The sequence below is a fragment of the Pandoraea sp. PE-S2R-1 genome (assembly GCF_002179865.1).
Lineage (GTDB): Bacteria > Pseudomonadota > Gammaproteobacteria > Burkholderiales > Burkholderiaceae > Pandoraea.
The window spans coordinates 267,972-283,544 of sequence record NZ_NGUR01000013.1 but is presented as its reverse complement, the minus strand read 5'-3'; the positions used below and the strand labels follow the sequence as shown (position 1 = coordinate 283,544).

The following is a 15,573-nucleotide window of genomic DNA, read 5'->3' as shown; positions in this document are numbered from 1 at the left end:
TATGCCGCCGACCCTTCCCGGTACCGGCCAGCGAACCCTGGCGATGGTGGCCGGGGAGTTGTCTGGCGATCTCATTGCCGGCAACGTGCTTGCCGGTCTCAAGCAGAGTCTTCCCGCCGACATCGCGTATGCAGGTGTCGGTGGCCCGCATATGGCCGAAGAGGGCTTCAACGCCTATTGGCCGATCGACAAGCTGTCGGTCATGGGCTATGTGGAAGTCATCAAGCATCTGCGCGAAATTCTCTCGATCCGCAAGCAACTGCGCGAGCACTGGCTAGCTGACAAGCCAATGGCGTTCGTCGGTTTCGACGCGCCGGATTTCAACTTCGATCTCGAAATCAAGCTGCGTGAGGCGGGCGTCCCGACGATTCACTTCGTGAGCCCGTCGATCTGGGCGTGGCGCGGCGGACGTATCAAGAAGATCAAGCGCGCCGTCGATCACATGCTCTGCCTGTTTCCGTTCGAGCCGGAGATCTACCATCGCGCGGGAATCGATGCGACGTTTGTCGGGCACCCCATGGCCGACAAGATTCCGATGGTGCCCGATGTGGCAGGGGCTCGCGCCAAGCTGGGCCTGACCGGCGACGCGCCGGTCGTGGCGATCCTGCCCGGCAGCCGGACCTCCGAGGTGCAGCGCCTGACGCCGGTATTCTTCGCAGCGATGCGCCTGCTTGCACAGCGCGATCCGTCGATCCGCTTCGTCTTGCCCGCCGCGACGCCGCGTCTGCGTACCTTGATGCAACCGATTTTCGACGCGCATAGCGACCTGAATCTGACGGTGACAGACGGTAAAGCGCCGTTGGCACTCGAAGCGTCGGACAGCGTCTTGCTGGCGAGTGGCACGGCGACGCTGGAAGCGGCGCTGTACAAGAAGCCGATGGTGATCTCGTACAAGGTGCCTTGGCTGACGGCGCAGATCATGAAGCGGCAGGGCTATCTGCCGTATGTCGGGTTGCCCAACATCCTGTCCGGGGAGTTTGTCGTGCCGGAGTTGTTGCAGCATTTCGCCACGCCGGAAGCGCTGGCCGATGCCGTGTGGAAGCAACTGACCGACCCGGCGTTGCGCGAGTCGTTACAGGCGCGCTTCACCAAAATTCACGAGCAGTTGCGCCAGAACACGGCCGCACGTGCGGCAGAAGTGATCGAGCGTGTGTTGCGCGAGAAAGGGCGCCTATGAGCGAAGACATCGTCAAAGGACGCAGGGCGAGTCGTAGCGCGTCGCGTGAGCAAAATGCGGCCGAAGTATCGTCACCGGTCGTGAAGCCGCGTACACGGGCTGCCAAGGCCGCAGTGCCGCAAATGTCGCTGGATCTGTTCGGCGAAATTGCAGCCGATCTGATCTGCGGTGTCGACGAAGTGGGTCGTGGCCCGCTTGCGGGGCCGGTGGTTACGGCGGCGGTCATTCTCGATCCGTCGCGTCCCATCAAAGGGCTCGCCGACTCGAAGAAGCTGACGGCGAAGCGCCGCGAAGCGCTCTATGAAGAGATCATCGAGCGCTCGCTGGCGTATTACATCGCCGAAGCAAGTGTTGCCGAGATCGATTCGCTCAATATTCTGCACGCGACCATGCTGGCGATGCAGCGAGCCGTGATCGGACTGCCGCGCGTGCCGTCGCTGGCGCTGATCGACGGGAATCGCTGCCCGGTGCTGCCCATGCGTGCCGAAGCCATCGTCAAGGGCGATGACAAGGTGCCGGCCATTTCCGCTGCGTCGATCCTTGCAAAGGTGACGCGCGACCGTCAACTGGTCGAACTGCACGAGGCGTTCCCGCAGTATGGTTTCGACGAGCACGCGGGATATGGCACGCCGCGCCATCTGGAAGCTTTGCGTACACACGGACCGAGCCCGCATCACCGCCAATCGTTTGCCCCGGTGCGTGAGGCGTTCGAGAAATTCGGTGCGCTCACGATCTCACGCGTGGCCCTGTCCTCATGAAACTGATTAGTTCCAAAGACAACCCGTTCTACAAGCGACTGAAGCAACTCGCGCAGTCGAATCAGCAACGCCGCAAGCTCGGGCAGACGCTGCTCGAAGGCGTGCATCTGGCCGACGCGTATCTCGGCGCGCTGGGTCAGCCGCTCGTTTGCGTGGCGGCGGAAGAGGCGCTCGATAACGACGAAGTGGCTGCCATCTGGGCGCGCGTCGATCCCGATCGCCGGGTCAGCCTGCCGCATGCGCTTTTCGAGCCGCTCTCGACGCTGGTGAACGGCGTGCCGCTGCTGTTCGTGGTGGAGATGCCGAATGGCCACCTGCCGGCGTCGCAAACGGCGGATTGCGTGATTCTCGATGCGGTACAAGATGCCGGTAACGTCGGGTCGATTCTGCGCAGCGCAGCGGCGGCCGGGGTGCGCGACGTGTATTGCATGTCGGGGACGGCACTAGCGTGGTCGAGCAAGGTGCTGCGCGCCGGCATGGGCGCGCATTTCTCGCTGAATATCGTCGAACATTGCACGCCCGATTCGCTGGCGCCGCGATTGGCGGTGCCGCTGCTGGCAACGAGCTTGCAGGCGAAGACATCGCTGTATCAGGAGGATTTGCGGCAGCCGGTCGCCTGGATCTTCGGCAATGAAGGGGCGGGCGTATCGCCGCATTGGCTGGAGCGCGTGCAGACGCCCGTGCGGATCCCGCAACCGGGCGGCATGGAGTCGCTCAATGTCGCCGCGTGCGCTGCCATTTGTCTGTTCGAGGCAGTGCGTCAGCGGCTGAGTTGACTATCAATAAACGTCGCGTTCGAGTTTGATTTCCTGAAGGATCGTCGTGGCAATTTCTTCGATCGACTTGTGGGTCGACGACAGCCACTTGATGCCTTCGCGGCGCATCATGGCTTCCGCTTCGTTGACCTCGTAACGGCAATTCTCCAGCGAAGCGTACTTGCTGCCCGGGCGGCGCTCATTACGAATTTCCGACAGGCGGATCGGGTCGATGGACAGGCCGAAGATCTTGTCCTTGAACTGATCCAGCGTGGAGGGCAGTTTCTCGCGCTCGAAATCGTCCGGAATCAGCGGGTAGTTGGCCGCTTTCACGCCGTACTGCATGGCGAGATACAGCGTCGTCGGCGTCTTGCCGCTGCGCGAAACCCCCACCAGAATCACATCCGCACTCTTCAGATTCTTGTTCGACTGACCATCGTCGTGCGCGAGCGAGAAATTCACCGCTTCGATCCGGTTCTTGTACGCCTCGCTGTCCGCGTTCTGGTGCACGCGGCCGATGGCGTGCATCGACTTGAGCCCGAGTTCCAGTTCGAGCGGCTCGATGAATGTCTGGAACATGTCGAGAATCACGCCCTGCGTGTTGCGCAGAATCTCATTGGCACGCGCATCGACGAGCGTGCTGAAAATAATCGGGCGGACATTGTCGACCCGATACATTTCATTGATCCGTTGCGCCGTCTCATAGGCTTTATCGACGGAATCCACGAACGGAACGCGAATCTGACGAAAACGCATCTCAAATTGCGCGAGGATCGAATGCGCAAAGGTTTCCGCCGTGATGCCCGTGCCGTCGGACACGATAAAGACCGGGCGCACGCTCACGGGTTTGACCGCTGCGGCAGACGTATCGGCAGCAACGGCGGGGCTTGCCGGGGAATTCGGGGGAGTAGAGGCTTCGCTCATGCGCAGAATCGCAAAATGGTGCATTGCACGGTAGAATAGCGGCAACTTGTTGGATAAGCAATTGCGCGAGCGTCGCGCGAGTTCCTGTCAGAGGCCCGCCCGGTGCGGCGCTCCGGGAAATTCGGACGGTCGAGGCAAGTTGTCGGGAGCTAGCCCCTGGCCGCCGACATCGCCATGGCGCGATTTCTTATCCAACAGGTCAGTCGGCCCACGTCAGTCCCAGCCGATTCGCCGAGAATTTTTTTTCTTACCTTAGGGGCTTTTATGACTAACGCAGCACACGACGGCGCCTACGTGGTGCCGTTTGAGCATCTGCGCATGACCGACGTCGAGTCGGTCGGCGGCAAGAATGCATCGCTTGGTGAAATGATCAGCCAACTGGACAGCGCCGGCGTGCGCGTGCCGGGTGGTTTCGCCACGACCGCCTTCGCTTTCCGCGAGTTCCTCCAGCACAACAATCTCACCGAACGCGTTGCCAAGCGTCTCGAGGGTCTGGACGTCGATAACGTCAAGGCGCTCGCAGAAGCCGGTGCCGACATCCGTCAATGGATCGTCGACGCGCCGCTGCAACCGCAGCTCGAAAAAGACATTCGCGAGCAGTTCGCACGCATCACGGCAGACCAGCCGGACGCGTCGTTTGCCGTGCGTTCGTCCGCCACCGCCGAAGATCTGCCCGATGCCTCGTTCGCCGGTCAGCAGGAAAGCTACCTGAACGTGGTCGGCATCGACAGCGTGCTCGATCGCATGAAGCACGTTTTCGCGTCGCTCTATAACGACCGCGCTATCTCGTACCGCGTGCACAAGGGCTTCACGCACGCCGAGGTCGCACTGTCGGCTGGCGTGCAGCGCATGGTCCGCTCGGACACCGGCGCATCGGGCGTGATGTTCACCATCGACACCGAATCGGGCTTCCAGGACGTGGTGTTCATCACGTCGAGCTACGGTCTGGGCGAGACGGTGGTGCAGGGCGCCGTGAACCCGGATGAGTTCTACGTCTTCAAGCCGACGCTCAAGGCCGGCAAGTACCCGATCATTCGCCGCACGCTGGGCTCCAAGCTCCTGAAGATGGAATTCACGCAGCCGGGCGAACCGGGCCGTGTGAAGACCGTCGACGTGCCGATGGAACTGCGCAACCGTTACTCGATCACCGACGACGATTGCGTCGAGCTGGCCAAGTACGCGCTGATCATCGAAAAGCACTACGGCCGTCCGATGGACATCGAGTGGGGCAAGGACGGCAAGGATGGCAAGATCTACATCCTGCAAGCACGCCCGGAAACGGTGAAGAGCCAGTCGGCCGGCAAGATCGAACAACGCTTCAAGCTCAAGGGCGATGCCCCGGTGCTGGCTACGGGCCGTGCCATTGGTCAGAAGATCGGCGCCGGTCCCGTGCGCGTGATCATGGACCCGAGCGAGATGGAACGTGTGCAGCCGGGCGACGTGCTCGTGGCCGACATGACCGACCCGAACTGGGAGCCGGTGATGAAGCGCGCTGCGGCCATCGTGACGAACCGTGGCGGCCGTACGTGCCACGCAGCCATCATCGCGCGTGAGCTGGGTGTGCCGGCCGTGGTCGGTTGCGGCGACGCGACCGACGTGCTCAAGGAAGGCGCACTGGTGACGGTGTCGTGTGCCGAGGGCGACGAAGGCAAGATTTACGACGGTCTGCTCGAGACCGAAGTGACCGAGATCCAGCGCGGCGAAATGCCGAAGATCCCGGTGAAGATCATGATGAACGTGGGCAACCCGCAACTCGCTTTCGATTTCGCGCAACTGCCGAACGAAGGCGTGGGTCTGGCGCGTCTGGAATTCATCATCAACAACAACATCGGCGTGCACCCGCGCGCGATTCTCGAGTACCCGAACATCGACGCGGACCTGAAGAAGGCCGTCGAGTCGGTCGCTCGCGGTCACGCGTCGCCGAAGGCGTTCTACGTCGACAAGCTGGCCGAAGGGATTGCCACCATCGCGGCGGCGTTCTACCCGAAGAGCGTGATCGTGCGTCTGTCGGACTTCAAGTCCAACGAGTACAAGAAGCTGGTCGGCGGTTCGCGTTACGAGCCGGATGAAGAAAACCCCATGCTGGGTTTCCGTGGCGCCTCGCGCTACATCTCGGAAGACTTCGCCGAAGCGTTCGCGATGGAGTGCCGTGCACTCAAGCGCGTGCGTGACGAAATGGGTCTGACGAACGTCGAAATCATGGTGCCGTTCGTGCGTACGCTGGGTCAGGCCGAGCGCGTGGTCAACATGCTCGCAGGCCATGGCCTGAAGCGTGGCGACAACGGTCTGAAGCTGGTGATGATGTGCGAAGTGCCGTCGAACGCCATTCTGGCCGACGAGTTCCTCGAATACTTCGACGGCTTCTCGATCGGCTCGAACGACCTGACGCAGCTCACGCTGGGTCTGGACCGCGACTCGGGCATGGAACTGCTGGCCAAGGACTTCGACGAACGCGACCCGGCGGTGACCTTCATGCTCAGCCGTGCCATCAAGGCATGTCTGGCGAAGGGCAAGTACGTCGGCATTTGCGGTCAGGGTCCGTCGGACCATCCGGATCTGGCCGAATGGCTGGCGAAGGAAGGCATTGCGTCCATGTCACTCAACCCGGATACGGTTGTCGAGACGTGGCAGCAACTCGCCAAGGTGTTGAAGTGATGTAACGGCGTCGGCGCCCGTTTGGGAAGCGTCCGGTCCACGTGTCGGACGTCGCCCAAATGGCCGCTAGCCCCATGGGACGCGTGCGCTGATGGCCACGGTTTCATGCTATAAACCCCGGTAATACACCGGGGTTTTTTGTTTTTTGGGGATCGCAATGGAGCAGGCTTGGCTGTGGTTCGGCGTTGCCGGATTGACTGTAGTGCTGGAGCTTGCCAGCGGCACGTTCTATCTGCTGATGGTTGCGCTGGGTATGTTCGCCGGCGGTGTGGCGGCGCTGTTGGGCGTCAGCTGGCCCGGTCAGTTGGTCGCGGCCGCCGTGGTAGCTGCCGTGGCGGTCTGGCTGTTGCGGCGTAGTAGGTTCGGGCGTCGTCGCATCAAGGTCGACGTGACGGCCGATCCGAATGCCAATCTGGATATCGGCGAGCGTTTGCATGTCGAAGCCTGGCAGGCCGACGGCAGCGCGCGCACCAAGTATCGTGGCGCGGAGTGGGATGTCGAGTTGTTGCCGGGGGAGGCACCGAGTGCCGGTTGGTTCGTGATTCGCGAAGTGCGCGGCAGCCGGTTGTTCGTGGTGCACGAGGTCGCCTAGGGCTGCATTCGTCTGCATAGGAAAAGTCACTGATTGGTTAGCGCGCCGGGCAAACGCGTTGCAGTGACCGTTACGATATACGCCCCGTGTTTTTACGCAACGGGGAACTAGCCGGCAGTATTCGCCGGCGCTTCAGGGGAAACCATGTTCGCTCTATCCAACGTCGCGTTCATTCTGTTCATCATTGCGATCATCATCGCGGCGCGCTCGATCAAGATCGTGCCGCAGCAGCACGCCTGGGTGGTTGAGCGTCTCGGCAAGTATCACGCCACGCTTACGCCGGGTCTGTCGATCGTCGTACCGTTCGTCGATCGTGTGGCCTACAAGCATCTGCTCAAGGAAATTCCGCTCGATGTGCCGAGCCAGATCTGTATCACCAAGGACAACACGCAGTTGCAGGTCGACGGCATTCTGTACTTCCAGGTCACCGACCCGATGAAGGCATCGTACGGTTCGAGCAATTTCATCGTGGCCATCACGCAATTGGCGCAGACGACGCTGCGTAGCGTGATCGGCAAGCTGGAGCTCGACAAGACGTTCGAAGAGCGCGGCTACATCAATCACAGTGTGGTCAATGCGCTGGATGAAGCGGCATCGAACTGGGGGGTGAAGGTGCTGCGTTACGAGATCAAGGACCTCACGCCGCCGAAGGAAATTCTGCACGCCATGCAGGCGCAGATCACGGCTGAGCGTGAAAAGCGCGCATTGATTGCGGCATCGGAAGGCAAGCGTCAGGAGCAGATCAACCTTGCTTCTGGCGCGCGCGAAGCGGCGATCCAGAAGTCGGAGGGCGAGCGTCAGGCGCAGATCAATCAGGCACAGGGTGAAGCGTCGGCGATTCTCGCGGTGGCGGAAGCCAACGCCGAGGCCATTCACAAGATTGCGACGGCCATTCAGACGCAGGGCGGTATGGAAGCCGTCAACTTGAAGGTGGCCGAGCAGTATGTCGACGCGTTCAGCAAGCTCGCGAAGGCCGGCAACACGTTGATCGTGCCGGGCAATCTGACGGACATGAGCGGCATGATCGCGTCGGCACTCAAGATCGTGCGTGGCACGGAGGGCGGCTCGGGTGGCGGCGCAGGCGGTGGAGGTGCGGGTGCGGGTGCGGGTGCTGGCGGCACTGGCGGCGTAGCGGGCTTCGGTGGCTCCAGCGTTCGGCGCTGATCGATTGCGTGGTTGAAAAGCAAAACGGCCCCGAGGGGCCGTTTTTCTATGGTGCCGCGTTGGCGACACTGCGGGTGCTGAGAGGGAACTGCAAGAGCGCTGCACTTGCCATCGCAGACGGCATCACGGACGTCGTCAGTCCGCCGCCGGCGTCGGTGTGCGCATCAGGCGGGCTTTCTCGCGATCCCAGTCGCGTTGCTTTTCGGTTTCGCGCTTGTCGTGCTGCTTCTTGCCCTTGCCCAGTCCGATCTCGCATTTCACGAGACCTTTGCTGTAGTGGAAGTTCAGGGGCACGAGCGTGTAGCCGCGCTGCTCGACCTTGCCGATCAGTTTCTTGATTTCGTCGGCCTTGAGCAGGAGCTTGCGCGTGCGGACCGGGTCGGGCTTGATGTGAGTCGACGCTGTCTGTAACGGGCTGATATTTGCGCCGATCAGAAAGATTTCACCGTGTTTGACGACGACGTAGCCTTCCTTGATCTGCGCCCGCCCGGCGCGAATCGCCTTGACTTCCCATCCTTCGAGCACGATCCCGGCTTCGTATCGCTCCTCGATGAAGTAGTCGAAGAAGGCTTTCTTGTTGTCAATGATGCTCATGGATCCTTGGCGGGTAACTTGGTCGGACCCGGTGAGTCGGGCTCGGGTAAAATGCTGATTTTAACAAAGAGTCTCGGCAAGGGGCGGCCCACGACGCAGGCGTGTCGATTCTTGATCGATGCGCTCACGCGCAAACGCCCACCTTGCCCGACAGACGATGGCCGAAGTCAGCAAAACCGTTCTCGTGCATTTCTCTGCCGAGCAAATGTACGATCTGGTGACCAATGTCGCCGATTACCCCAAATTTCTGCCTTGGTGCGGCGGTGTCGATATTCGGCACCAGGACGAGCACAGCATGGAGGCGTCGCTGCTCATCGACTTCAAGGGCCTGAAGCATTCGTTTGCGACGCGCAATATTCAGGAGCGTCCGCACTCCATCCAGATGACCTTCGTCGAAGGGCCTTTCAAGCGTTTCCATGGCACGTGGAAGTTCACGCCGCTGCGCGAGAACGCCTGCAAGATCGAATTCGGCCTGCACTACGAATTTGCGAATTTTCTGCTCGAAAAGGTCATCGGTCCCGTGTTCAGCCATATCGCGAATACGTTCGTCGACGCCTTCGTCAAGCGCGCGGAGGCGGTTTATGTCCGCTGAGCTTGCCATCGAAGTTTGCTACGCGCTGCCCAATTCGCAGGCCATCGTCGCGCTCACGCTGCCGCAAGGCGCGACCGTGGGCGATGCCATCGAGCGTAGCGGTCTGCTGAAACAATTCCCCGAACTGGATCTGGCTCGCATGAAAGCGGGCGTGTTCGGCAAGGTGCGGGCGCTCGACGCGGCCGTAGAGGCGGGCGATCGCGTGGAAATCTACCGCCCCCTCAAGGCGGATCCGAAACTCGCCCGCCAGCGTCGCGTCGACAAGGTTCGCAACGAAGGCAGCCGGGAGGGCCAGAAGTGGCTCGGCAGCCGTCGCGGCAGCTGATCACAGTCGCTGTGGCCGTGCGTGAGGGCGGCCCCGGCTTCAGATACTTCGAAAATCTAGAGAACTCAACGCCGTCAGTGCGCGGAGCCACGCGCATGCAACCGCACCGAGGCGCTCACCCCGGCCAGTAGCAGCACGACGGCGGCCACTTCCAATAGGCGCGGCAACCGGTGTTCGTAAATGAACCCGTAGACCAGCGCGAACAGCGTTTCAAACACGATCATCTGACCCGACAGCGTCAGCGGCAGGCGCCGGCTGGCAGCATTCCAGAACGCGTTGCCGATGGTCGATGCGCCGACGGCCACGGCAATGTTCACCAGAATGAACATCTGCCAGTCACGCGGCACATCGGCCGCCACCGGATGCGGCAGCAAGACGGCGGGCACTGCCAAGACTAGGGCGAGCACGCCCGTCGCGACCCCCGTCAGCAGCGACCATTCCTGACTCGTGAAGTGGCCGAAGCGCGCCAGATAGCGTGCATTCGCGACCGCATACCAGGTCCAGCTCACCAACGCCCCGACGGCGCAGAGAATGCCGAGCAGCGTCAGCCGCCAGTCGCCACCGTTGGCCGTGGCGTGCGCAAAGACATCCACATTGATGCAGACGATGCCAGCCGCCACCAGCGCCAGCGGCCCAGCCAGCCGCGACAGGGGCAGGGCGCCGTGGTCCCGGCTGCCGACCAGCGTGACGGTCACGGGCAGCACGCCGACGATCAGCGACGCGGGCGCAATGCCGGCCATCTGGACGGCGCCGGCGAGAAACAGGTAATAAATCAGATTCCCGACCAGACTCAGCCGGAAAAGCGCGCGCCAGTCATTGCCTGTGACCGAATGTCGCAGGCGCGACCACAGCGGGGCGAGCAGCAGGGCTGACACGAGGCCGTAGAGCACGTAGCGCGCGGCGGACAATTCGAGGGGCGAAAAGCCGGGAAGCAGACGTGGGGCGAGAAATACCAGTCCCCAGAGGGCGCCTGCTGCCAGTCCGAAAGAAATGCCTTGGCCCATGACGTTCGCGCTTGTTGTCCGTAAAAGGGTGGGGTGTGCGGGGGTGTTAGCCGGTGAGGCTGACGGGCCGGTCGTGCCGACAATCAGTGTCATCCGGGAGGGCGCAAGAATAGCATGGGCCCCGTGGGCGTTAATTGTGGAATCCGGCACCCGGCCCTGTTGAGAAATTGATCGGGGAAAAAGCCCCTTGACATATGGGGTAGACGTGCCATCGATCGCGCGATTTCTGTATAATTCGGTTTTGCGCCTATAGGATTTGCCATGCGTCTGATCCAAAAAGCACTCACTTTCGATGACGTGCTCCTCGTCCCGGCCCACTCGGTCGTTCTCCCGCGCGACACCAGCCTGAAAACCAAGCTCACGCGCAACATCACTTTGAATATGCCGTTGCTGTCGGCCGCCATGGATACGGTGACCGAAGCTCGCCTGGCGATTGCCATGGCCCAGCAGGGCGGTATCGGCATTATTCACAAGAACCTGAAGCCGGCCGAGCAGGCGCGCGAAGTCGCCAAGGTCAAGCGTTTCGAGTCTGGTGTGGTGCGCGACCCGATCACGATTCCGCCGCACATGAAGGTGCGCGACGTGATTGCGCTGTCGAACCAGCATGGCATTTCCGGTTTCCCGGTGGTCGAAGGCGCCCAACTGATCGGTATCGTTACCAACCGCGACTTGCGTTTCGAGAAGCGTCTGGACGAGCCGGTGCGCGCGATCATGACGCCGAAGGACAAGCTGATCACGGTGCCTGAAGGCGCCTCGCCGGCCGACGCCGAGCATCTGATGCACAGCCACCGCCTTGAGCGCGTGCTGGTCGTGAACGATGCGTTCGAGCTGCGCGGCCTGATGACCGTCAAGGACATCACCAAGGCAACCGAGCACCCGCTCGCGAACAAGGACGAACACGGCAAGCTGCGCGTTGGCGCGGCGGTCGGCGTGGGCCCGGACAACGAAGAGCGCGTCGAACTGCTGGTAGCCGCCGGCGTTGACGTCATCGTGGTCGACACGGCACACGGCCACAGCCAAGGCGTGCTGGACCGCGTGCAATGGGTCAAGAAGCATTTCCCGCAAATCGAAGTTGTCGGCGGCAACATTGCCACGGCGAGTGCCGCACTGGCGCTGGTCGAACATGGCGCAGACGCCGTCAAGGTCGGTATCGGCCCGGGTTCGATCTGCACGACGCGTATCGTGGCAGGCGTTGGCGTGCCGCAGATCACGGCGATTGCCAATGTGGCCAAGGCATTGAAGGACACTGGCGTGCCGCTGATCGCGGACGGTGGTATCCGTTACTCGGGTGACATCGCCAAGGCGCTGGCGGCCGGTGCACACACCGTGATGATGGGCAGCATGTTCTCGGGCACGGAAGAAGCCCCGGGCGAAGTGTTCCTGTATCAGGGCCGTTCGTACAAGAGCTACCGCGGCATGGGTTCGGTGGGCGCAATGAAGGATGGCGCGGCTGACCGTTACTTCCAGGACCCGGCCAACAACGCCGACAAGCTCGTGCCGGAAGGCATCGAGGGTCGAGTGGCGTATAAGGGTAGTGTGCTGGCGATCATTCACCAGTTGACTGGCGGTATTCGCTCGTCGATGGGCTATCTGGGTTGCCCGTCGATTGAAGACCTGCACAACCGTGCCGAGTTTGTGGAAATCACGTCAGCCGGCATGCGCGAGTCGCATGTTCACGATGTTCAGATCATGAAGGAAGCCCCCAACTACCACGTGGAGTAATTGCCCATGAAGGCCATGTTGCGTACGGTACTGTTCCTCGATGCGGCGTTGAATCTGGCACTCGGTGTGCTGTTGATTGCGTCGTTCTGGTCCTCGCTGTATGCAGCCATCGAGGTGCCTGCGCCATCGCCTGTGCTTTATGCGCAGGCGTTGGGGGTGGCATTCATCGGTGTGGCCTGGCTGCAATGGCACGCCACCGTGAATGGCCAGTTGACGTCGACCGTTGCGAAAGTGACGGGGCACATCAACTGGGTCATTGGTGCGTTCGTGCTGGGGTGGCTGATTTCCGGGCAATTGCCGGTCACGGGCGGCGGCAAGTTGTTGATGCCGGCGCTCGGTGGCGTGTTGCTCGTGATTGGCGCAATACTCGTCAAGCTGGCCTCCAGCGTACGCACGAAAGAGCGTGTGAAGGCGGCACAGCAGTCCACTGAGCGGGTGCGTGGCGGCGTCGTGACTGATGGCGCAGGCCGGGCCTCACGTGATTCACGCGATGCACGCGACACCGTTCAGTACGACTACCCCGATGCCCGGGCCGACGAGGCCCGCGGCACGCGCGCTGAGCCGCGCATGGAGACGCCTCGCGGCGGCTCCGCACCCGCTACGCCGGTCGAGCCTGTAGGCGCCACCGGCATTGTCACGCCCGTGCCTTCCGCCACGGCGCCGACGTCCAACGAATCCACTTCATCCGTACCTCACGATGCACGACAAAATCCTCATTCTTGACTTCGGCTCGCAAGTCACCCAGCTCATTGGACGCCGCGTTCGCGAAGCGCACGTCTACTGCGAGATCCATCCGAACGACGTTTCGGACGAATTCATCCGCGAATTCAACCCGAAGGCCGTCATTCTGTCGGGCAGCCACGCGAGCACGTACGAAGATAAGGACCTGCGCGCACCGCAGGCCGTCTGGGAACTGGGTGTGCCGGTGCTGGGCATTTGCTACGGCATGTTCGCGATGACGGTGCAGTTGGGCGGTCAGGTCGAGGCCAGCGACCATCGCGAGTTCGGCTATGCCGAAGTGCGTGCGCATGCGCATACGCCGCTGCTCGAAGGTATTGAGGATTTCCGTACCGCCGAAGGCCACGGCATGCTCAAGGTGTGGATGAGCCATGGCGACAAGGTGACGCAACTGCCGCCGGGCTTCGAGCTGATGGCATCGACGCCGAGCTGCCCGATCGCCGGCATCGCCGACGTGGCGCGCAACTACTACGCGGTGCAGTTCCACCCGGAAGTCACGCACACCGTGAAGGGCCGTGAGTTGCTGGAGCGCTTTGTGCTCCAGATCGCGGGTGCCAAGCCGGACTGGATCATGCGCGACCACATCGAAGAGGCTGTGAAGGCCATTCGCGAGCAAGTGGGTGACGAGGAAGTGATTCTGGGTCTGTCGGGCGGTGTCGATTCGAGCGTCGCGGCGGCGCTGATTCACCGCGCGATTGGCGATCAACTGACGTGCGTGTTCGTTGACCACGGTCTGCTGCGCCTGAACGAAGGCCAGATGGTGATGGAAATGTTCCAGGGCCGTCTGCACGCGAAGGTGGTGCATGTGGACGCGTCGGCGCAGTTCATGGGTCACCTGAAGGGCGTGACCGATCCGGAGCAGAAGCGCAAGATCATTGGCCGCGAGTTCGTGGAAGTGTTCCAGGCGGAAGCGAAGAAGCTGAAGAACGCGAAGTGGCTGGCACAGGGCACGATCTATCCGGACGTGATCGAGTCGGGCGGTGCGAAGACGAAGAAGGCGACGACGATCAAGAGCCACCACAACGTGGGTGGCCTGCCGGAAACGCTGGGTCTGAAGCTGCTGGAACCGCTGCGCGATCTGTTCAAGGACGAAGTGCGCGAGTTGGGTGTGGCGCTGGGTCTGCCGCACGATATGGTGTATCGCCACCCGTTCCCGGGCCCGGGTCTGGGCGTTCGTATTCTGGGCGAAGTGAAGTCGGAGTACGCCGACCTGCTGCGCCGTGCCGATGCGATCTTCATCGAAGAGCTGCGCAACACGGTCGAGCCGAACAGCGGCAAGACTTGGTATGAACTGACGAGCCAGGCGTTCGCGGTGTTCCTGCCGGTGAAGAGCGTGGGCGTGATGGGCGATGGCCGCACGTATGAGTGGGTGGTGGCACTGCGCGCGGTGCAGACGCAAGACTTCATGACGGCGCATTGGGCCCACTTGCCGCACGACCTGCTCGGCAAGGTCTCGAACCGCATTATTAATGAAGTGCGTGGTTTGAACCGGGTTGTTTATGACATCTCGGGTAAGCCGCCGGCGACGATTGAGTGGGAGTAAAAATCTCCACGCAGTTAGGAGATTAGCTCGGTAGCGAATGAGAAACGGCTTGGCAATCGAATTGCCAAGCCGTTTTTTTATCCGTTCCCCTCAATACCGCTCACTAATACTGACCCGCTCGGCAAGAAAATCCAGAAGTGCACGCACGCGCAAGGGCAGGTGTCCACCTTGCCCAACAAACACTGCATGGACTTCCTCCACCTCGCCCGGATTGAACGCTTCGAGTATCGGCACCAGCCTTCCGGCGGCGATGTCCTCTCGCACCTGAAATGCGGCAAGGCGTGCTAAACCCAGCCCCGTGACGGCCAAACGGTGCAACGCCTCACCATCGCTGGCTTGCGCATTGCCAGTGACGGGGAACACAGTGTCCACACCATCAGCCCGAAACGGCCACCCCGGTTGCGCCCGCACGTAATTCGCCCCGAGCAGATTGTGTTGCTGCAATTCGTCCGGCATCATCGGCGTCCCGCGACGCGCCAGATAACTGGGCGCACCAACAATCACCATGCGCGTTTGACCGAGCCTGCGCGCCATGAGACTGGAACTCTTGAGCGGACCGGCACGAACTGCGACATCGGTACGCTGCTCGAGGATGTCGATGACTTCATCGGTCAGCACGATATCCAGCGAGACATCGGGATAGCGCTCAAGGAATTCGGGAACGAGTGGCAGCAGAAAATGATGCGCAAACGGCACATTCGCGTTGACCCGCAATCTGCCGCGAGGCGTGACTTGCGCACTGGCGTAACGTTCGGCTTCGTCCAGATCGGCCAACACCTGAATGCCGCGCTCATAGAATGCACAGCCTTCCGGCGTCAGTTGAAGCTGCCGGGTAGACCGGTTGATCAGCCGAGTCCCGAGACGACCTTCCAGTCTCCCCACGAGCTTGCTGACGGCAGACGGCGTCATCCCGCTGGCACGCGCCGCCGCCGCGAAGCCGCCAAGCTTGATGACGCGAACGAACACTTCCAACTCGCCGGACCGGTTGACCTCAAGACGTGCCACGACGACCTCCTCGGTGAATTCAACT

At 61.8% G+C, this 15,573-nt stretch carries 14 protein-coding genes and 1 pseudogene; 11 read left to right on the top strand and 4 right to left on the bottom strand.

The window, feature by feature from the left end; all coding sequences use genetic code 11:
* The first annotated feature begins 1 nt into the window (after position 1).
* From lpxB to CDV44_RS17175, 3 genes are all read left to right on the top strand, one after another.
* Complete coding sequence (gene lpxB, locus CDV44_RS17185) at positions 2-1,177, top strand: lipid-A-disaccharide synthase (protein ID WP_058378968.1); 1,176 nt, start codon at positions 2-4, stop codon at positions 1,175-1,177.
* Positions 1,178-1,299: 122 nt separating this feature from the next.
* On the top strand, positions 1,300-1,935 hold the full coding sequence (gene rnhB / locus CDV44_RS17180) for a ribonuclease HII (protein WP_170936030.1): 636 nt from the start codon (positions 1,300-1,302) through the stop codon (positions 1,933-1,935).
* A complete protein-coding gene (locus CDV44_RS17175) occupies positions 1,932-2,711 on the top strand; it encodes an RNA methyltransferase (RefSeq protein WP_087689096.1) in 780 nt (259 codons plus the stop codon). The genes rnhB and CDV44_RS17175 overlap by 4 nt, the downstream gene beginning before the upstream one ends.
* Positions 2,712-2,714: 3 nt before the next feature.
* Here CDV44_RS17175 and CDV44_RS17170 read toward each other — a convergent pair whose 3' ends face one another.
* Entirely contained in the window at positions 2,715-3,614 is a 900-nt protein-coding gene (locus tag CDV44_RS17170) for a pyruvate, water dikinase regulatory protein (protein ID WP_084656603.1), read from the bottom strand.
* A gap of 264 nt (positions 3,615-3,878) precedes the next feature.
* On the opposite strand from CDV44_RS17170, the gene ppsA reads away from it, so the two are divergent.
* From ppsA to CDV44_RS17155, 3 genes are all read left to right on the top strand, one after another.
* Positions 3,879-6,269, top strand: coding sequence for a phosphoenolpyruvate synthase (ppsA, locus tag CDV44_RS17165; RefSeq protein ID WP_087689095.1), 2,391 nt, complete (start codon positions 3,879-3,881; stop codon positions 6,267-6,269).
* 157 nt (positions 6,270-6,426) lie between these two features.
* Positions 6,427-6,861 (top strand): NfeD family protein, encoded by a 435-nt coding sequence (locus CDV44_RS17160; protein WP_087689094.1) that lies wholly within the window; start codon positions 6,427-6,429, stop codon positions 6,859-6,861.
* Positions 6,862-7,005: 144 nt separating this feature from the next.
* A complete protein-coding gene (locus tag CDV44_RS17155) occupies positions 7,006-8,025 on the top strand; it encodes an SPFH domain-containing protein (RefSeq protein ID WP_249277598.1) in 1,020 nt (339 codons plus the stop codon).
* 135 nt (positions 8,026-8,160) lie between these two features.
* Here the strand turns inward: CDV44_RS17155 and smpB are convergent.
* Positions 8,161-8,622, bottom strand: a pseudogene (smpB, locus tag CDV44_RS17150) (SsrA-binding protein SmpB); the annotation flags it as partial.
* Between the two features lie 154 nt (positions 8,623-8,776).
* On the opposite strand from smpB, the gene CDV44_RS17145 reads away from it, so the two are divergent.
* Both CDV44_RS17145 and CDV44_RS17140 read left to right on the top strand, forming a co-directional pair.
* The gene (locus CDV44_RS17145; protein ID WP_058378962.1) at positions 8,777-9,211 is read left to right on the top strand and encodes a type II toxin-antitoxin system RatA family toxin; all 435 of its coding nucleotides are present in this window, start codon (positions 8,777-8,779) and stop codon (positions 9,209-9,211) included.
* Complete coding sequence (locus tag CDV44_RS17140) at positions 9,201-9,536, top strand: RnfH family protein (protein ID WP_087689093.1); 336 nt, start codon at positions 9,201-9,203, stop codon at positions 9,534-9,536. The genes CDV44_RS17145 and CDV44_RS17140 overlap by 11 nt, the downstream gene beginning before the upstream one ends.
* Before the next feature lie 74 nt (positions 9,537-9,610).
* Here CDV44_RS17140 and CDV44_RS17135 read toward each other — a convergent pair whose 3' ends face one another.
* Positions 9,611-10,540 carry a DMT family transporter gene (locus CDV44_RS17135; protein WP_087689092.1) on the bottom strand — a complete coding sequence of 310 codons (930 nt, stop codon included), beginning with the start codon at positions 10,538-10,540 and terminating at the stop codon, positions 9,611-9,613.
* A 261-nt stretch (positions 10,541-10,801) separates the two neighbouring features.
* On the opposite strand from CDV44_RS17135, the gene guaB reads away from it, so the two are divergent.
* Genes guaB through guaA form a run of 3 tightly spaced genes read left to right on the top strand, consistent with a single transcriptional unit; the run spans position 10,802 to position 14,543 of the window.
* Positions 10,802-12,262, top strand: coding sequence for an IMP dehydrogenase (guaB, locus tag CDV44_RS17130; RefSeq protein ID WP_058378959.1), 1,461 nt, complete (start codon positions 10,802-10,804; stop codon positions 12,260-12,262).
* A gap of 6 nt (positions 12,263-12,268) precedes the next feature.
* Positions 12,269-12,985, top strand: coding sequence for a hypothetical protein (locus CDV44_RS17125; protein ID WP_087689091.1), 717 nt, complete (start codon positions 12,269-12,271; stop codon positions 12,983-12,985).
* Entirely contained in the window at positions 12,960-14,543 is a 1,584-nt protein-coding gene (gene guaA, locus CDV44_RS17120) for a glutamine-hydrolyzing GMP synthase (RefSeq protein WP_058378957.1), read from the top strand. The genes CDV44_RS17125 and guaA overlap by 26 nt, the downstream gene beginning before the upstream one ends.
* Positions 14,544-14,633: 90 nt before the next feature.
* Here the strand turns inward: guaA and CDV44_RS17115 are convergent, their stop codons facing one another.
* Complete coding sequence (locus CDV44_RS17115) at positions 14,634-15,548, bottom strand: LysR family transcriptional regulator (protein WP_087689090.1); 915 nt, start codon at positions 15,546-15,548, stop codon at positions 14,634-14,636.
* Between the last annotated feature and the right edge of the window lie 25 nt (positions 15,549-15,573).